The sequence below is a fragment of the Dysgonomonas sp. GY75 genome (assembly GCF_015234155.1).
GTDB lineage: Bacteria > Bacteroidota > Bacteroidia > Bacteroidales > Dysgonomonadaceae > Dysgonomonas > Dysgonomonas gadei.
Map to the genome: position 1 here is coordinate 31,509 of NZ_JADCLQ010000050.1, position 17,395 is coordinate 48,903.

General features: G+C 36.3%; 20 protein-coding genes and 1 pseudogene. 11 read left to right on the forward strand and 10 right to left on the reverse strand.

The window, feature by feature from the left end; genetic code table 11:
- Positions 1-170 precede the first annotated feature (170 nt).
- Positions 171-350 (forward strand): annotated as a pseudogene (locus tag IR083_RS18815) (tyrosine-type recombinase/integrase); the annotation flags it as partial.
- A gap of 62 nt (positions 351-412) precedes the next feature.
- On the opposite strand, the gene IR083_RS18820 reads toward IR083_RS18815, so the two are convergent.
- The 10 genes from IR083_RS18820 to IR083_RS18865 form a co-directional block, all read right to left on the reverse strand.
- On the reverse strand, positions 413-709 hold the full coding sequence (locus tag IR083_RS18820) for a helix-turn-helix domain-containing protein (RefSeq protein ID WP_006799229.1): 297 nt from the start codon (positions 707-709) through the stop codon (positions 413-415).
- Positions 710-722: 13 nt separating this feature from the next.
- Positions 723-1,004, reverse strand: coding sequence for a DUF3876 domain-containing protein (locus tag IR083_RS18825; protein WP_006799228.1), 282 nt, complete (start codon positions 1,002-1,004; stop codon positions 723-725).
- On the reverse strand, positions 1,001-1,288 hold the full coding sequence (locus IR083_RS18830) for a helix-turn-helix domain-containing protein (protein WP_006799227.1): 288 nt from the start codon (positions 1,286-1,288) through the stop codon (positions 1,001-1,003). The genes IR083_RS18825 and IR083_RS18830 overlap by 4 nt, the downstream gene beginning before the upstream one ends.
- A 135-nt stretch (positions 1,289-1,423) precedes the next feature.
- On the reverse strand, positions 1,424-2,263 hold the full coding sequence (locus tag IR083_RS18835; RefSeq protein WP_194225472.1) for a DUF6602 domain-containing protein: 840 nt from the start codon (positions 2,261-2,263) through the stop codon (positions 1,424-1,426).
- On the reverse strand, positions 2,256-2,720 hold the full coding sequence (locus IR083_RS18840; RefSeq protein ID WP_006799225.1) for a Mov34/MPN/PAD-1 family protein: 465 nt from the start codon (positions 2,718-2,720) through the stop codon (positions 2,256-2,258). Before IR083_RS18840 ends, IR083_RS18835 begins: the two co-directional genes overlap by 8 nt.
- Positions 2,717-3,157, reverse strand: a complete 441-nt coding sequence (locus IR083_RS18845; protein WP_194225473.1) for a hypothetical protein — start codon at positions 3,155-3,157, stop codon at positions 2,717-2,719. The genes IR083_RS18840 and IR083_RS18845 overlap by 4 nt, the downstream gene beginning before the upstream one ends.
- Positions 3,158-3,345: 188 nt before the next feature.
- On the reverse strand, positions 3,346-3,711 hold the full coding sequence (locus IR083_RS18850; protein WP_242052486.1) for a ZIP family metal transporter: 366 nt from the start codon (positions 3,709-3,711) through the stop codon (positions 3,346-3,348).
- Between the two features lie 21 nt (positions 3,712-3,732).
- Complete coding sequence (locus tag IR083_RS18855) at positions 3,733-4,185, reverse strand: hypothetical protein (protein WP_194225474.1); 453 nt, start codon at positions 4,183-4,185, stop codon at positions 3,733-3,735.
- Positions 4,182-5,471: an ABC transporter permease gene (locus IR083_RS18860; RefSeq protein ID WP_194225475.1), complete on the reverse strand. Its 1,290-nt coding sequence runs from the start codon at positions 5,469-5,471 to the stop codon at positions 4,182-4,184. The genes IR083_RS18855 and IR083_RS18860 overlap by 4 nt, the downstream gene beginning before the upstream one ends.
- 10 nt (positions 5,472-5,481) lie before the next feature.
- On the reverse strand, positions 5,482-6,123 hold the full coding sequence (locus IR083_RS18865) for an ABC transporter ATP-binding protein (protein WP_194225476.1): 642 nt from the start codon (positions 6,121-6,123) through the stop codon (positions 5,482-5,484).
- 114 nt (positions 6,124-6,237) lie between these two features.
- Here IR083_RS18865 and IR083_RS18870 point away from each other — a divergent pair, with 114 nt between their 5' ends.
- The 10 genes from IR083_RS18870 (at position 6,238) to IR083_RS18915 (ending at position 17,382) form a co-directional block, all read left to right on the forward strand.
- The gene (locus IR083_RS18870) at positions 6,238-6,651 is read left to right on the forward strand and encodes a Fur family transcriptional regulator (RefSeq protein WP_194225477.1); all 414 of its coding nucleotides are present in this window, start codon (positions 6,238-6,240) and stop codon (positions 6,649-6,651) included.
- A gap of 41 nt (positions 6,652-6,692) precedes the next feature.
- The gene (locus IR083_RS18875; RefSeq protein WP_194225478.1) at positions 6,693-6,980 is read left to right on the forward strand and encodes a thioredoxin family protein; all 288 of its coding nucleotides are present in this window, start codon (positions 6,693-6,695) and stop codon (positions 6,978-6,980) included.
- A 7-nt stretch (positions 6,981-6,987) separates the two neighbouring features.
- Complete coding sequence (locus tag IR083_RS18880; protein ID WP_194225479.1) at positions 6,988-7,623, forward strand: hypothetical protein; 636 nt, start codon at positions 6,988-6,990, stop codon at positions 7,621-7,623.
- Positions 7,624-7,644: 21 nt separating this feature from the next.
- Positions 7,645-8,619 carry a CobW family GTP-binding protein gene (locus IR083_RS18885; RefSeq protein WP_194225480.1) on the forward strand — a complete coding sequence of 325 codons (975 nt, stop codon included), beginning with the start codon at positions 7,645-7,647 and terminating at the stop codon, positions 8,617-8,619.
- Positions 8,620-8,630: 11 nt separating this feature from the next.
- Positions 8,631-9,821 (forward strand): GTP-binding protein, encoded by a 1,191-nt coding sequence (locus tag IR083_RS18890; RefSeq protein WP_194225481.1) that lies wholly within the window; start codon positions 8,631-8,633, stop codon positions 9,819-9,821.
- A gap of 12 nt (positions 9,822-9,833) precedes the next feature.
- Complete coding sequence (locus IR083_RS18895; protein WP_194225482.1) at positions 9,834-12,179, forward strand: TonB-dependent receptor; 2,346 nt, start codon at positions 9,834-9,836, stop codon at positions 12,177-12,179.
- 67 nt (positions 12,180-12,246) lie between these two features.
- Positions 12,247-13,341, forward strand: a complete 1,095-nt coding sequence (locus IR083_RS18900; RefSeq protein ID WP_006801576.1) for a DUF4625 domain-containing protein — start codon at positions 12,247-12,249, stop codon at positions 13,339-13,341.
- Positions 13,342-13,405: 64 nt separating this feature from the next.
- Positions 13,406-13,888: a DUF4625 domain-containing protein gene (locus IR083_RS18905; RefSeq protein WP_006801577.1), complete on the forward strand. Its 483-nt coding sequence runs from the start codon at positions 13,406-13,408 to the stop codon at positions 13,886-13,888.
- Positions 13,889-14,125: 237 nt separating this feature from the next.
- Positions 14,126-14,959, forward strand: a complete 834-nt coding sequence (locus tag IR083_RS18910; RefSeq protein ID WP_006801578.1) for a class I SAM-dependent methyltransferase — start codon at positions 14,126-14,128, stop codon at positions 14,957-14,959.
- A 74-nt stretch (positions 14,960-15,033) separates the two neighbouring features.
- Complete coding sequence (locus IR083_RS18915) at positions 15,034-17,382, forward strand: TonB-dependent receptor (RefSeq protein ID WP_194225483.1); 2,349 nt, start codon at positions 15,034-15,036, stop codon at positions 17,380-17,382.
- Positions 17,383-17,395: the final 13 nt, after the last annotated feature.

Here is a 17,395-nt window from a genome sequence, read left to right on the forward strand (position 1 = left end):
GTTACCTGTTTTGATTCGGTAACTATCGTGGTAACGGATTGGTAACTGAAATACTGCTGTATTTGGCAATATCCTGCTTTTTAACAAAACAGCAAATCAGAGCATTTCAATTAATTATAAACGAGTTATGTTTTATTCGCTGTGTCTCGCTGTTACCTGTTTCTGCTGTTATTACTCACGTAGCCCGCCATACGGCGGCTACGGTAGTGTTTTTAGCCAATAATGTATCGTTGGAAAATGTGTCTAAAATACTGGGACATTCTAGCACGAAGATGACCCAACACTATGCTAAAGTCTTGGATAGTTCTATATTAAGAGACATGCAACAAGTGGAAGCGAAGTTTGGTTAAACATATTTGTATTAGCTAGATACAAGAAAAGCGAGTTTTTAAGCTCGCTTTTCTATTTTCATTTAGTCTTCTCTCCACGACTTTTCGTAATTATCCTCTAACAATTTGAGAATATCCGACTGTCGATAAAGAATCTTGCCCGAGATCTGAATATAACCGACAGTCCCATTATCTCGCCAATCTTGAAGAGATCGGATACTGATATTCAGAAGTTTGCTAACATCGTTATTGGTCAAATACTTCTCTCCATTCAAATGTGGAGTTCTGTTTGTTAATGCGACTTTGATAGAATCTAGGGATTCATCCAACACGCTAAGAAAAGAAACAATCTCGTCCGACTTTTTATTTAATATTTCCATAGACCTTTATTTATTAGTTTCGCATATAGTCTCCTAAAGAAGATAATGTTAGCAAATCAGTCTTTCTGTCATATGTAACATTCACTCTTTTGAGATCATAAAAGATATAATAACCAATCTCATCAGCTAGAATTTCATAAGTGGCAGGCTGTGCTTGTTGGGTCGTTTCATTTATATGAATTATACTCAACAAATAGCCTTTATCATTTTTATAAATCATCACAGTTGGATGTAGATTTACACTCTCCCAATTACCAATAAAAACATCCAAATTGAACAGCATTTCTTCTTTCATGGCTTACTCGGTTTTTGGATTAATGAATCTTTCAAAAGTTTCTGAACATCAGATACTTTGTAGTAGCATTTATTGTTGATTTGAGAGAATGATAGTTTACCACAGTTACGATAATATTGTAAACTACGCTTCGAAATACTCAGTAGTTCGCATACATCTTGGTTGTCGAGCCATTTATCTTTTGGCTGTTCATTTGTACAAAGCTTTTTGATCTGCTTGGCAAAAAGTATGAGCCGATCTTTTATAAGCTCAAAAGTTTGTCTTTCTATTGCTATAATTTCCATATCAAATATTCTTTTAATTTTTACTTAAACTATTATCATTGCAATGATTTACCTGCAAATAAATAAAGAATATTGACTGGTTTGGAGAAATGAGGTGTAAAGGCAGTAGGTGGTAGAGAATGTCCTTTTTATTGTTTAAATATATTCATCTAGTTTAAAATCAATAGAATGAGCATAAGCATTCAGATCTATCGCAGGAATAGTCCCTATTGCTTGTTGTAAATAACGAGTCAATTGTAAGAAAAAAGAAACAAGAGCATATTGAGAACTGCTAAATATTATTTTCTGAACTTTTCGTTCAGAGTAATATCTGCGAAATTCATCCATTTGACCAAAATCGTTTTCATCTCCAACAGCTTTAGGATTTAGATAATCTATAATAAAACAGCCATAATCTACAATACACCCCATTTCCATACTTTCTAGAGCCTTTAGATTTTTAAGATGTTTTTCTAGTGTTTCATTGTTTTCCGTTGTAAAACTATTAGATATAGTTAATATTCCGCCTAAAATCTTTGTAAATCCTCTCGGAGAACATTTTCGTCCACCATTGATAAATGTAGTAGCGGTTCTATGCAACGCTCTAACACTGGCTATTTTCTCTCCTGCATACTCAATATAACCTTTATTAATTTCTGGCTTTACTTCAAAAACAGCATAAATTCCTTCAGCTGGAACATATTTTATACCATTCTGATTAAATACGAAAGGAGTAAATTGTTCGTCATAAATAACTAAATCCATTTGGTGACTAATATTACCAAGTGAATCTATTACTATTGCTTTATCAACGGAATATTTATTAGGTAGATATTTTCTAAGCCATTCTATCCAAACATTTTCAATAGAATCTCCTTTTGTACCAGGATGATCTATAAACAAACGATTAGTACTTAGTTCGGCTAACATTTGTTTTTGCAGGCTTTCAAAAAGGAGCATTAATCTTTCTTTATTTTCAGTAGGAGTCTCATTCATATTTATATAATTTATTATTTACAGAAACATAAAAAGCAAAAGATGTTATTTTAATATTATACCCTATTATAAGCATTATTGGATTTTCTATTGGTGTTGATTTATCTTCTGCTATCTTATTCAGTGCTATTTTATCTGATATGCTTGGATAAGGTAGTCCATTTGGATGTGTATGCCACTCTCCAATATAATATTGTGAAGGCTCTTTTTTATATAGCTCTATAAAAACATTCTCTAAACCATCAGGCTTTCTTTCAAAACTGGTAGACGTGTTTTTATATTTTATAGGTAAAACATAATCTGTGATATAAACAGTCTTGAAAGTATCATTATAGTATCCAACAAGAAAACCTCCATATTCTTTAGGTAAATATTTCTCTCCAGTCTTGCTTAATTCATCTATCAAAGTTTCCTCCACTTCAATAAAAACATCTAATTCATGATTATGTAGTCTCAATATTCTTTCAGTTTGATTTCAATATTATTACTCTCATCTATTTCTAATGTGAAATTATTGAGGGGGAATCCTTTTTCCATCTTATAATTCAGCTGCTTAACAGCATATTGAACAAGTGTTTGAATGTCGTTATAAGAAGCCTTAAATGTTGGACTCCAACAACCTGTTGGGTTATACATATCAGAAGTATCATTATCAAGAATACTTTGATATTGATTCATTACCCATCTATAGCTTTTAGGAGTACAAGCACATACTAACGCTTTCGATTTATTTGTAATTGAAATAGTTATTATATTGGGAAGTTCTAATTTATCTAAAATATGCATTAGTCCATTATCAGTACTACAATCTATTATGTAATCATAATCAAGTAGTTTTTCTAATACTTTTTCCTCTTCCACAGTCTTATGAGTGGTTCTAAATTTATTTTTCACTGTTCTTTCCCAATATAAATGTTCAAGAGTATCGACCTCTATAAAGGGAGAAATAGAGAGTAATCTTTCTCTTAACTCGACTGTTTTAATTTGATTACCAGTAGTGAAAGAATATTCACTTCTACATACATTCTCAGGTTTCTTTATATCATAATCACTAAGTGTTATGTGTGTAGCACCTCCTCTTGTTAGTGTTGTATACCGTCTACAAAATTGTGTATTCCATCGGCATAGAGGCTCAAATATCCATATGGCTTAATAGCCTTTTTGTTTTTATGGCTGATATGTAATAATTGTTCCAGTATAAAAAACACAAAGAAACCTCCGAGTATAAGCCATGAAGTTAATCTGGCTGATTCCATATGAAAATAAGATTCCGGCACAAGCTGGAAAAAAGCATTTCCCAATAAGGTTCCTATGGCAAAACAAATCAGCAGATTTAATATTCCGCTTAATTTGTTCGATTTAAAATATAAAAGAAATACCCCGACAAATGACAGGGTACTGACAAAACATGCGCTTAATATCGCATATAAAGCATTATTAATTTCCATATCTGTAGTTGTAATTTTAATTTATTTGATAACCTGTACCAGTTCTGCATCATATAGCATATACATCAAATGGTAAGGATCATTTCTGTTTAGTCGTAAAATGCCTTTTATTTCGATAAATTTATCTGTCTTAACTCGTTTGAGCTCTTTATGTCCTTTTTTTACAAAAATTTCCATAACCGTCTCAATACCTCCTGTGCCACAGAAAAAGCACATCGTTGACGGAGATTTAGAAAGGGCAAATATTTTACCTTCCATATCAATAGGTACATAAAAGCCTTTGATTGATATCGGCTTATTATTTAGAGCTTCAATACTGGTACCAAAGTGAGCTACATCGTAATATTGCTTTAATGCTTTTACATACTCACGTTTCCAATATATGTCATTTAATGCCTGCCAGGCAATCGGTTTTTGTGCTTTTAGCGAACAAAGACAACAAATGAAGATTATAGAAAGAAATACTTTTTTCATTGACTAAGTGTTTTTGATATATTTGTTTTCATTGCTTTAACAGCAGGAATAACTGCGGCTGCCGCACCAATAATTATAGAAGCAATCAATAGCGAAAGATCCGTTAATGTTGCCCATTTTTGCAATGTGTAATTAAAGTTATTATCAGTATAAGAAGATAGGAAGAACATTGCCAAACGGCTGGTCACAAATCCGACTATATATCCGATAATCGCAAAACTTATCCCTTCCAGAATAACGATAGCAAACAATCGGAATCGACTTCCTCCCATAACGCGTATTAAAGCCAACTCATATTTTCTTTCTTTTAAGGAGTTCAGAAGAGAGATAAATATACTCAAGGCTGAGATTAGGATTATAAATCCGCTTATGTAGGTCAAGGCTTCTATTCCAAGGCCCAACAAGGAGTACAGGCGATTTATTTCCTGCACCGGGGATGCCGCCTGCATATTTGTCGATTTATTGATCAGCCGTGGCAAGGTGATAGCACCCATAGGACTTTGATACTGGATTAACAACGTTGTTATTTCTTTAGGATGCTCCCCATCTTCGTGTTCATGCTCCTCATGGCTGTGATCACAATCTGCATCGTGCTCATGATCATGTCCTCCATCTGTATTATGCTCATGATCCTGTTCTGCCTCGCTATGCTCGTGATGATGCTCATGGCTATCATGTATTTTCCATACACTCTCAATATTGGTTAAGATCAATTGGTCGAGCACTGTCCCTGTTTCTTTAAAGATGCCTGTTACTGTATAAGGAGTACTCTCATGTACATCATCCGACTCTGCCGATAGACCGTGTACTCCTGCAAATTGCCGGCCTATTGCTAAACCTGTTTTTGAAGCGACTTTCGAACCTATCGTTACCTCAAAGTCTTTTAGCCATAAGCTTCCCGCTTGTATTTGTCCATTATAAATAGTGGGGTATGCCTTATTGGTTCCAACTATGCGGAATCCGTTAAAGTTATCTCCAAGAGCAAGAGGAATAGCTTGTTTAATCAAAGGGTTCTTACTCAGTTCTATTGCCTCATTATAATCTATATTTCCGGTTGGATAGTCAACATGGTAAATTCCTGATAATATAAGTTGTAAAGGGCTGCCTTTAGCTCCTACAACCAGATCTATTTCTCCGGCATTTTTATCCATCTGGTTTTCAAAAGAGTCTTTAAGGAGGAAAACCAAAGAGATAATAGTAACCCCTGTTGCAAAAAGGATTATATTCAAAACGGAGGATAACGGACGGCTCTTTATTTGTTTGAAGTTGAATTGTATAATATTCATGTCTGTTTTTTTAAGATTCTAAATGAACAATTTTAAAGAAATCCTGAATAAGCCTGTTGTCATGTGTAACGATTACCAACCCCGCCTGAAGTTTTTCAGCCTGGTAGCGAAGCAGCTTTATAGCTTCTCTACAATTTTTATCATCAAGGCTGGATGTCGGTTCATCTGCGAGGATTAGCGAGGGTTTATTTATAACAGCCCGTGCTATAGACAGGCGTTGTAATTCTCCCTGACTCATCTCATTTGTTTTACGATTCCGACAATGCACTATATTTAAAGTCTCAAAAAGACTATCCAGATATATATTATCTACTGACAAGTTATTAAGGGATCCTGCCATCTTTAGATTTTCCTCTGCTGTTAACGATTTTATAAATTGAGGCGTTTGAAAAACAATTCCGATTTCCCGTCCTCTGTATTTATCCAACTTGGTACCTCTTAATTGAGCAATGTCATTTCCTTTTATCAAAATACTCCCCCTTTTGGGTGTAACCAAACCTGCAATCAGGTGAAGCAATGTTGTTTTCCCACAACCCGAAGCTCCGGTAATAAGTAAATGTTCTCCTTTTTCACACACAATATCCGGAAACACGAACGTATAGTTCTTATTATAAGAATATTGAACACTATTTGTTATTAAGTTTTTTTCCATAACCAATAAAATTTTCAACAAATGTAATTATTTTTCTATATTTGCAACACAGTTGCAAATGAATTTATACTACATTTGCATTGTCGATTCATTTAAGGTTTAAAATACATCATTATGGAATCTGTTAAAGAAATATTACACAGGAATAATTTAAAAGGAACAGCAGCGCGTGTCGCCATCTTGAATACGATTATAGATAGTGAGGCTCCTTTAAGTGAATCCGATATAAAAAAAAGAATACATGAAGTTGACAGGGTAACATTCTACCGTTCGATTAAAAGTCTGCTGGAAACAAATATTATCCAGGGTATGATCACTCAGGGAAAAATAATCAAATACACTTTCTGTCATGAGAATCATAGCAGTGAAACAGCAGGCCAGTTTTATTGTACTGAATGTCAAAAACTCACAGATGTGGAGATAGAAGCCCAGATCCCTGTTGTTCCGCAAGGATATACGGAAAAGACATGCAGTATAACTATAACCGGAATTTGCAAAGCATGTAATAATTCAGATGAAGAACAATAATGGTTTTTGTAATCTAACATCAAAATATAAAAGGGTTAATAATGGAAGAGATCAAATGTGAATATAAATTAATTGAATTCTATGCAAGTTGGTGTGCCCCATGCCGCACATTCGAGACCACTACTGCCTCAATAGAGAAGAAAAATGAGAACCTTAATATTCAAAGAATAGATATAGATTCCCATCCGGGTCTAGCCCTACAGTTTGGAGTTCGCTCTATACCTGCATTGACACTTCTTAGAGGAGAAACTGAGATTTGGAGACATTCAGGTCTGATATCTGAACCCGAACTGGTTTCCGTATTAGCAAAGCATTTAGATAATAAATAAAAAGAAGATGGAAGTAAGCAATCTATTTTATGGAATACTAGCCGCATTAGGCTATGTATTACTACAATCGCTGTTTATTGTTGGTGTACGAATAGCTGCCGATGACAGCACCGAAATTTTACCCAACGGAAAACAAAGGGATCGGATGGGCATGATATTATATCCGGTTTTAAAATACCTGAGCCGGACAAAACAGGAAAAAGTATACTATGAGGGTTCTCAGTTTACGAGTCTCATAGGTCAAATTCGGATGGTGCTACCCGATTTGGATATGATTGAAGGAGATGGCCGATTGAAAATTATAAGCAGGGGGCGGTCTTTAGGGATATATTCTAATAAGATAGAAGATACACTCTATCACATTGACCACAGGGTAAAGATAGAGATGGAAGAGGGACTACTTCGGTTTTACAGAATGGACGAGCAATACCAGCTCAATAAATACCTGCGGAAACCTATTCTTCAATGCCCTATCTGTATGTCTTCAGTCTGGAGTATACCCAGTTATTGGATACCCGTTATATATAAGTTCGGCTTTAATATGGAAGTACTATATCTGGGAGCGGTTAATATTTGCATCGTAGCTTGTGTCAATGCCCTGATCTGGGTGAAATTCAAATCCATGCAGAAATCATTATTATAAAACGAATTATCTAATTAAACAATGAAGGGCAAGATACCCGTGACAATAATAACCGGTTTCCTCGGAGCCGGAAAGACTACTCTTATCAATAACCTGATAAAGAAGCACCCTGATAAAAAGTTTGCTATTATCGAAAATGAATTTGGAGAAATTGGCTTGGATGGAAGTTTTATTATCGGAGCTGACGAAAATATATTCGAACTCTCCAACGGATGTATCTGCTGTTCGTTGAACGCCGATTTTTATGAACTGATCAATAAGTTACAAACAGGAGGCTATGATTTCAACCATTTATTGATTGAAACAACGGGTATAGCCGATCCGACATCTATCGTAAATGCTTTCCTTTCCGATTATGAGATCATCGAACGTTTTACTATTGATTCAGTTATCTGTCTGGCGGATGCCGTCAACATTGAAGATCTGATCGATTCAGAACCGGAAGCCCGTAAACAATTAACTATAGCTGACATTATCTTATTGAACAAAATAGATTCGGTAAGGAAAGGTTACTGTGATGGGCTAATGAGTAGAATACAGGATTTTAACCAACTGGCAACGATATATCCGACTTCACAGGCAGATATTTCACAGTTGGAAATTTTAGATACTCATCAGTATTCAGGCAGGAAAATAGAACAATCAGTTTCAACTTTTAAAAATCTAGCCTTTCTAGGTAATAATAATTTGAAGCATGATATCAAATCAATTGGAATCTCCATTCCCGGAGATCTGGACTATGAGCGTTTCCGCTTCTGGTTCGAGACGATCCTCTTTTTTGCCAAATATCGGCCATACCGTGTAAAAGGGATTCTCAGTTTCAAAGATGTTCCAGAGAAGTGCATCCTGCATGCTATAAAAGATAATTATGTATTTGACAGGGGCGATTTATGGCAGGCAAGTGAAGAGCGTTATTGCAAGCTCGTATTTATCGGTCGTAATCTGGATAATCTGGAAATAGAAGAAAATATATACAAATTAAGAGCAGAACAATAAAATAAAAAACAATGAACAAGATACCTGTAGCAGTCTTAAGTGGCTTTTTAGGAGCCGGAAAGACAACCATATTAAATCATATTCTCAATAACCGGGAGAATATGAAAGTCGCTGTCATAGTAAACGATATGAGTGAAGTCAATATCGATGCACAATTAGTAGAAAAAGGTTCGACCCTTTCTCGCACAGAGGAAAAACTGGTACAACTCAGCAATGGCTGTATATGTTGTACTCTGCGCGATGATCTGGTAAAAGAAGTAACCCGCTTAGTTGAGAACGGCAAATTCGACTATTTATTGATAGAGGGAACGGGTATCGCAGAACCTATGCCGATAGCCCAGTCATTCAGTTATGCATTCGAAGACTTGGGTGTTGACCTGACGAAAATTTCACGTCTGGATACCATGGTAACCGTTGTTGATGGCTTTAATTTTTATAACGATTTCGGATCATCGGAAACATTAACGGACAGGGATCCTGATAATACAATCAGCGAACGTTCCATTGTAGACCTCCTCGTGGAACAAATTGAATTTGCGAATGTCATCGTACTGAATAAAGTAGACCTGATCTCGGCCCATCAACAAGAAGAGATGAAACATATTATCCGAAAACTAAATCCGGATGCAAAGATTATTCAAGCTGATCATGGAAAGATTGATCCGAAAGAAATACTAAATACCCATTTATTTGATTTTGCTGAGGCTGCTCAAAGTTCGGGCTGGCAGAAAGAACTACAGAATAAGCATACTCCCGAAACAGATGAATACGGCATCGGTTCATTTGTCTTTCGTGAACATCGTCCCTTACATCCCAGAAGGTTCAAGGAATATTTAAGCAAAAACTGGGATGCAGGCATTGTCCGCAGCAAAGGATTCTTCTGGCTGGCAAGCCGAAAGAATGAGGCATTATTACTAAGTCAGGCCGGAGGTTCTATCGTGGTGGAACGTATCGGTTCATGGTGGGCTTCTTTTCCAACAAAGGAAAGAAATCAACATCCTTCGTTTCAGGCAAATGAGGAATATATTATGGGTCGTTGGGATAAGACATGGGGTGACCGGATGAATGAGATTGTATTCATCGGACAAGATATGGATGAGCAAAAGATCAGAAAAGAAATGGAATACTGTCTCTGTACAGACATTGAATATAATGCTTATCAGAATGAACTGCTAACAGATAATAACTGGGATTTCTTATAAAGAAAAGGTCTAATGAAATTTACTTATACACTACTGACACTGGTTTTATACTGTTTCACTTTATCAGCTCAATCTTCATTCAAAATCAGTGGGTTTGTGATGAATGAAGATAGGATGCCGATAGAAGCAGTACCTATTTCTGTGGTAGGGAATAACAATACAATACAAAGTGACCAAAATGGCTTTTTTGAACTTACGCTGTCAACTTCGGGGACTATAACACTCCATATTGACGCTTTAGGGTACTTCCCTTTGTCAACACAACTAAAGGTAAACAGTAGTATACGTCGAGACTTTATTCTCAGAAAGAACAATATAGAGCTGGAAGAGGTCATCGTCAGCGGAAATAATAAAAGAAGTCTTCAAATGAAATCGGCTCAGAATCTTGTTCAGGTTGATAAATCATATATCGAAGATAATTTCTCCGGTAGCCTGATGCAAAGTCTGGAGAAAATACCAGGAGTCAGAGCCATGACTATTGGTTCGGGACAGTCCAAACCTGCTATCAGGGGGCTTGGCTTTAATAGGATGATGGTTACCGAGAATGGAATCAAGCACGAAGGACAGCAATGGGGTGAAGATCACGGTTTAGAAATAGATCAGTTTTCGGTAGATGATATTGAAATATTAAAAGGTCCGAGTTCTCTATTATACGGAGGCGATGCCATAGGTGGAGTAATCAGTTTACGCAATAATTATGTCCCTTCAGCTAAAACCGAAGGAAATATAAATCTGTATGGCAGAAGCAATAATGAATCACTTGGTTTTTCCGGTCAGATAGCCGGACGAAAGAATCGATTTTATTATAAAGTGAATGCCACCTATATGGATTATGGTGATTACAAAGTTCCCACTGATAGCATACAATATTATTCTTATTATATAAAACTCAAAGACAGGCGACTCAGAAATACAGCCGGAAAAGATCGGAACGCCGGAATTACACTGGGATATATTGATAAAAACTTTAGAAGTAATTTTCTGATATCTGATGTATATTCGAAGAGTGGCTTCTTTGCAGATGCACATGGTCTTGAAGTGCGCATGTCCGATATCGACTATGATAAATCCTCTCGGGATATCGACCTGCCCTATCATTCGGTGAACCATTTCAAAGTAATCAACAACTCCCATTTGCAGATCGGGACATTACATCTTGATGGTAATTTTGCTTATCAAAATAATCTGAGAAAGGAACTGTCAGAACCTGTATCGCATGGATATATGCCTATCCCACCCGATGCTTTGGAGCGTAAGTTTAATAAGAATACATACACATCCAATATCTCCTTCAAGCTGCCATTAAAGGAAAAACACTCTCTGCAAGGTGGAATTAATATTGAACATCAGCATAACTCAAGAGATGGATGGGGTTTTATTATACCTGATTTTCGGACAACAGGTATAGGAGCTTTCCTCTATGACCGCTATTTTATTTCGGAAGATTTAATTGTAAGTGCAGGTATACGTGCTGACCAAACGGATATTTATATAGACAGCTATTACGACTGGTATCAGACTCCTGTGGAAAATGGAGATTGGGTATATAAAGAGCGGGCTGCAAACCTGAAAAGGAGTTTCAATAGCTTCACCTGGTCAGCCGGAGTTAATTTCAATAAAAGCAAATGGATGCTTAAAGCTAATGTGGGTAAAAGTTTCCGGGCTCCAACCCCCAAAGAGCTGGGGTCTGATGGCGTGAACTATCACATATTCCGCTACGAAAAAGGAGATAAGAACCTGAATGCAGAAGAGTCTTATCAGATAGACCTGGGTATTAACTGGAAAAATGATGTTTTAGATATTCAGGTAGAACCTTACCTGAATTATTTCCCTAACTATATCTATTTGAATCCGACTTCGGGTTATTACGAAGGTTTACAGATGTATTATTATACACAGGCTAAAGTAATAAGATATGGATTTGAAGCCAGTCTGGAATACAAACTAACCCAACAGTTTACTCTGAGTGTGCAAGGTGAATATTTGTATGCAGAGCAGCTTTCCGGAGATAAGAAAGGTTATACGCTTCCGTTTTCTCCTCCTTGGTCTTCCAATTTAACGGTTACTTACCACCCCAAAAACAAAATATTCGGGACAGATGGTGATATCGGGTTGGAGTATAAAATAGTAGGAGCGCAGGACAGAATTGTTCCGCCTGAAAACAAGACAAAAGAATATCAGACGATAAATATGTCGTTGGGGCGTAGTTGGCAAATAAATCAGAAACAAATAAAAATACGCATACAAGGACAAAATCTATTGAATAAGCGGTATTACGATCATACAAGTTATTACCGGCTGATAGATGTTCCCGAACCGGGACGGAATATATCAGTTATGATCAGATATAATTTTTAACACAATACACTAAGTATTATTTATTCTCTAACCGGGCATATATAGCCCACTTAATTAATTAAATGTTATGAAACAAAAATTTCTATGGGGAACAATCCTTTTTCTAAGTACGTCATTATTCATCTTTTCATCATGTAGCAGTGATGACGATGATGACAATCCGGCAAAACCGGTTATAAACCTGACTGAAGTCGGTAGTGAAAATAGCAAGATTGGAGTTGCCGGAAGCGATCTGCATCTGGAAGGCACTATCGTGGCTGATGGGATGATAAAGCAAATTGATGTTGAAATTCATCAGGAAAGTGGAGGCAGCTTTAAAATTGAAGAATCATATAAAGACGGGAAATATATCGGAGTAAAGAATGCCGATTTCCACGAGCATATCGATATTCCGGCTGATGCCCCTGCGGGAGATTATCACCTGCATTTTACGGTTACAGATCAATTCGGACAAACTACAACGGTAGAATCGGAACTGACAATCGAAGCTGAACCTGTGAATATTAGTATAGACGGTTTGACTTTCGGAGCAGGACATGATTTTGCCGATAATAAAATCGGATATATCGGTACTGCCCCTGTTGTAGAGGCTACATCTATTAAAGCTGAAAATGGAATTGACAAGATATTTGTAGAAATTCACAGCGAAGGCGAAACAACTGCTTTTGAACTCGATACAACTTATACTTATGCCGGTGAAACCGAATTAAAAGATTTTCACAAACATATATCGATCCCAGAAAATGCTCCTGCAGGAGACTACCATCTACACTTCAAGATATACGATAAGAACGGTAAATCTCTTGAAAAGTCAATGGATATAGAAATTAGAGAAACAGGAATTGCTATATCCGGTTTAGAAATAGGAAGTAATAATTCGGCAGTAGCATCTAACATTCATACCGAATTTAAGGTGAATGCTTCAGATCCTTTGACCTCTATTCGTGTCCGTATTTATAAAGCTGCAACTCCGACAACCTATGTATTCAATGAGACATATTCTGATGAGTTTGCAACCGGAGATGTAAAAGAGTACACTTTCCATAAGCATTTAAACGCAACTGGTGCTGTAGCTGGAGAATATGTAATTGAAATAAGAACAAATGATGCGAAAGGAGCCAATAAAACCATAAAAGAGAAATTGACTATTACTGGAGCATAATAAATTATTAAATATCAATAGCGGATAGTTTTTGAAAAAGGACTATTCGCTAAAAATAAAGAATATGATAAATAGAAAAATCATTTTATACTGTCTTGTTTGCCTTTTTGTTATGGGGTGTAGCAACGACGATGATGATAGTCAGGATATGGAAAAGCCTTCCATCGATATGAGTGGCAGCAATGCTTTTCCTCAGAACTGCATTATTTTGTATCGGGGCGAAAGTTTTCCATTCAGAGCGGTATTTGCTGATAATCAGGAATTGGGAAACTATAATATCGAAATACATAATAATTTCGATCATCATTCGCACAGTACAGATGATGTGGAGTGCGATCTGGAGCCAAAGAAGACTCCTGTAAAGGCATTCGTTTACAATCAGGATTTCTCTATCCCTTCAGGGAAAACAATATTTGAAGCAAATAATGAGATTTCAATACCCTCGGATGTAGATACCGGAGACTATCATTTTATGGTTCGACTGACAGATAAGGCCGGGTGGCAACAATTGAAAGCTGTAAGCCTGAAGATAAAAGACAGGGATTGAAACTATAATTTATAATTCAAACTCTAATATATAGAATAATGTCAACAATCTGTATATGACTGTTTATTGGGTTTATAAACAGTCATATACACCTGTTAGCTTATGCGTTTAAACTTTATCTTTCACAGTTATGAATACCTAATAATAATTATTTCAACAGAAATTATCACAAAAAATGGCGATTTAATTTAGTTATTGTAACATCTACCTTTGAGCTATCTTAATCAAATCCAAATTATGAAAAAATTAGTTCCCTCCATCAGTGATAATATCGCTGATACACTTTTCATCACAGTCTACATGAGAGCTTTAGATGCTCAACAAGAACATCCTGTTTTGGGAGACAATAAGAGTTTAGAGTTGATGAACAGGATAGATTATCCGTTCGAAAAATATTCTGGAATCAAAACAATGAGTCGTTTGGGGACTTGTGTTCGCCTTAAATATATAGACAATGAACTGGAAAAGTTCATCTCTACCCATCAAAATACAATTGTCGTAAATATTGGTTGTGGCTTGGATGACAGATATAACCGGATAAAGAATGCTTCTGAAGCAATTTTTTATGAACTGGATATTCCGGAATCTATTCAATTGCGGGAGCAGTTAATCCCAACACGAGAAAATCAATATCTAATAGCCGGATCTGCTTTTGAAACAGATTGGTTAGACAATTTGCAAGAGAAGCATCCCGATAGACATTTCATTTTTATCGCAGAAGGAGTATTTATGTACTTTCCCGAAGAAAAGGTCAGAAACTTGCTAATCGCTATAGCTAATCGCTTTCCGGAATCAACCGTTATTTTCGACGGATTATCCGAATATCTTAGTCGCCATTCGGATAAGCACGATACCCTAAGAAAAGCAAAAGCGGTTTTTGCTTGGGGATTTGATGACAACCTCGTATTTGAAAAATGGGATCCAGCTTTAAGGATGGATAAGGTATTTTATATTATGCATGGAATGCGCCCCTATAATTTTATGGTTCGTCTGTTAAGTTATATTCCTGTTTTTGGAAAAGGTTCTAAGATTATCTCATTGGGAGTGATACCGGATCAGAAAAAGATATAAAATCTGCTATTTATAAATTCTTCAATAAATAACAGATATTGCTATTGTATAAACACTAATAAATAAACTAAAATATGGATAAGAATAAAATACTCATTTTCATAGGTTGTGTCTTATTCTCAACTGCAACTGTGTTTGCCCAATCATCTTCAGGAAATATAAAAGGGATGGTCTGTGATAGTGAGAATGATGCAGAACTGATTGGTGCATCCATTCACATTAATTCTGTTAACCGAAGCGGAGTCTCTGATGAAAATGGTGAATTTAGTTTCAATAATATTCCGGAAGGGAAATATTTACTGCAAATATCATTTATGGGATATAAGTCTCAATCAAAACAGGTTGAATTAAAAACAGGTGAAACGAAAGAAATTAAAATCAGGCTAATTCCGGATGAGAACAGTCTTTCGGAAGTAACTGTTACCGCAAAGACAGAAGCCCGGAAACTAAAAGAAGAAGGAATGCCGGTTACAGTAATCAATATGTCCAGTTTACAGGGAACTGTAACAAGTATATCTGACATTCTATCCAAGACTGTGGGTATGACTATCCGTACATCAGGTGGAGTCGGAAGTGCCTCGAGAATCTCAGTGCGAGGACTTGAAGGAAAAAGGATTGGGTTCTTCATTGATGAGATTCCATTAAACGACCAAAGTGACTTTATAGACCTGAATGATATACCAGTAGATATGATTGAGCGCATCGAGATCTATAAGGGGGTTGTACCTGCCCGTTTCGGAGGGTCATCGATGGGAGGAGCTGTCAATATAAAAATTAAGGAATATCCGGACAAATATATGGATGTCAGCTATATGAGAGAGTCATTTAATTCAAACAAGCTACAAGTTGTATCCAAACGTAACCTGAAAGACAAAGGCTTGATTTTCGGTGTCGGAGGGGGATATACTTATGCCGATAACGATTATACAATGACTTCACCCTATCAGGAAGGATTAAAAATCAAGCGGAATCATGATCGGTTTCAAAAGATTTTGATAGGAGGAAGTTTTAAAGCTACGAAATGGTGGTTTGATGAAGTCGAATTCGAACTTGTATTTATTGATACGAAAAAGGAAATACAAGGAATTGAAACAGATATCCGTAAAGCAGAGACCAATTCTCGGGCGTTTCTATTTGCCAATACATTAAAAAAGGAAGATTTCCTTCTTCCCGGTCTTGACCTTGACTTCTCCACGGCAGTAGCTTTCACTAAGATTAATTTGATAGATACAGCCAAAGTCAGATATGACTGGGACGGAAATCCATACACAACGACAAAGTATGGCGGGGAATTGGGTAATCAATACGCAGCAAATTCGAATGATAAGAAGTTTACCCTTATTAATAAAATTAATCTGGAGTATATGATCAATGAGTCACACTCAGTGAATTTCAATTCAGTTTTCAATCTAGCGAACGGATATCCGGAAGATAGTCTTCGCAATCTTAGTTTAGGCAGGCAGAGTGTTTTTGATTCAAAGATGAGGAGTTGGGTCGGCGGTATAAACTATGATTTCAGAACCAAAGATGATAAATTCTTAAACTCGGTTACGGCTCGTTACTATATATATTCGATGAATACCAAAAAATCCCAGATATATGGAGGTGATAATGTAAAAGATATTGATTTATCTAAAAATGATTTTGGTATCAGCAATGCAATGCGGTATAAATTTAAGCCGGATTTGATGGCAAAGTTCTCGGTAGGATATGATGTGAGGATTCCATCCGAAACGGAGTTATTAGGAGACGGATATTCTATCTCTCCATCAGAAGGGCTCGTTCCGGAGCGGAATACAAGTGTTAATTTAGGGCTACTTTATGATCGGGTGGGTATTTCCTCGAACGATCTCCAGATTGAGTTAAGTCTCTTTTATATGCATTTAGAGAATATGATTCGCTTTACAAAAGGATTTATTGATGCCCAATATCAGAATTTTGGGGAAATGCGGACATTGGGTGTTGAGTTTGATGTAAAAATGGATTTATTTCCATGGCTGTATGGCTATTTCAATACAACATTCCAGGATTTGAGGGATGTACGTAAATATGAAGAGGAAAGTGAATTACCAAATCCGACAAAAGGAAAACGGATGCCTAATATCCCTTACTTAATGGGAAATGCCGGACTAGAATTTCATAAGGAAAACCTGTTTGGAGGAAGAGGACAAAATACCCGTATATTCTCTGATGCATCATATATAGAAGAATATTTCTATGATTTTGAGATGACCACAAACAGCCAGCGAAGAATACCCCAAAGTCTGACATTCGATATCGGATTTGAACACAGTTTGATGAACAACAGACTTTTCCTATCAGGTAAAATTAAAAATTTAACAGACAAGAACCTTCTTTCGGAATTTAACCGCCCTTTACCCGGAAGAAGTCTAGGTTTTAAGATTCGGTACATATTTAAATAACATACTAATATTT

What these genes read in the sequence shown, in the direction of transcription:
- IR083_RS18910 (WP_006801578.1), top strand. Translation starts at nt 14,126, where the DNA reads ATGAAAAAATTAGTTCCCTCCATCAGTGATAATATCGCTGATACACTT.
- IR083_RS18870 (WP_194225477.1), top strand. Translation starts at nt 6,238, where the DNA reads ATGGAATCTGTTAAAGAAATATTACACAGGAATAATTTAAAAGGAACA.
- IR083_RS18820 (WP_006799229.1), bottom strand. Translation starts at nt 709, where the DNA reads ATGGAAATATTAAATAAAAAGTCGGACGAGATTGTTTCTTTTCTTAGC.
- IR083_RS18835 (WP_194225472.1), bottom strand. Translation starts at nt 2,263, where the DNA reads ATGAATGAGACTCCTACTGAAAATAAAGAAAGATTAATGCTCCTTTTT.
- IR083_RS18865 (WP_194225476.1), bottom strand. Translation starts at nt 6,123, where the DNA reads ATGGAAAAAAACTTAATAACAAATAGTGTTCAATATTCTTATAATAAG.
- IR083_RS18875 (WP_194225478.1), top strand. Translation starts at nt 6,693, where the DNA reads ATGGAAGAGATCAAATGTGAATATAAATTAATTGAATTCTATGCAAGT.
- IR083_RS18895 (WP_194225482.1), top strand. Translation starts at nt 9,834, where the DNA reads ATGAAATTTACTTATACACTACTGACACTGGTTTTATACTGTTTCACT.
- IR083_RS18880 (WP_194225479.1), top strand. Translation starts at nt 6,988, where the DNA reads ATGGAAGTAAGCAATCTATTTTATGGAATACTAGCCGCATTAGGCTAT.
- IR083_RS18885 (WP_194225480.1), top strand. Translation starts at nt 7,645, where the DNA reads ATGAAGGGCAAGATACCCGTGACAATAATAACCGGTTTCCTCGGAGCC.
- IR083_RS18850 (WP_242052486.1), bottom strand. Translation starts at nt 3,711, where the DNA reads ATGGAAATTAATAATGCTTTATATGCGATATTAAGCGCATGTTTTGTC.
- IR083_RS18905 (WP_006801577.1), top strand. Translation starts at nt 13,406, where the DNA reads ATGATAAATAGAAAAATCATTTTATACTGTCTTGTTTGCCTTTTTGTT.
- IR083_RS18890 (WP_194225481.1), top strand. Translation starts at nt 8,631, where the DNA reads ATGAACAAGATACCTGTAGCAGTCTTAAGTGGCTTTTTAGGAGCCGGA.
- IR083_RS18825 (WP_006799228.1), bottom strand. Translation starts at nt 1,004, where the DNA reads ATGAAAGAAGAAATGCTGTTCAATTTGGATGTTTTTATTGGTAATTGG.
- IR083_RS18855 (WP_194225474.1), bottom strand. Translation starts at nt 4,185, where the DNA reads ATGAAAAAAGTATTTCTTTCTATAATCTTCATTTGTTGTCTTTGTTCG.
- IR083_RS18915 (WP_194225483.1), top strand. Translation starts at nt 15,034, where the DNA reads ATGGATAAGAATAAAATACTCATTTTCATAGGTTGTGTCTTATTCTCA.
- IR083_RS18900 (WP_006801576.1), top strand. Translation starts at nt 12,247, where the DNA reads ATGAAACAAAAATTTCTATGGGGAACAATCCTTTTTCTAAGTACGTCA.
- IR083_RS18830 (WP_006799227.1), bottom strand. Translation starts at nt 1,288, where the DNA reads ATGGAAATTATAGCAATAGAAAGACAAACTTTTGAGCTTATAAAAGAT.
- IR083_RS18860 (WP_194225475.1), bottom strand. Translation starts at nt 5,471, where the DNA reads ATGAATATTATACAATTCAACTTCAAACAAATAAAGAGCCGTCCGTTA.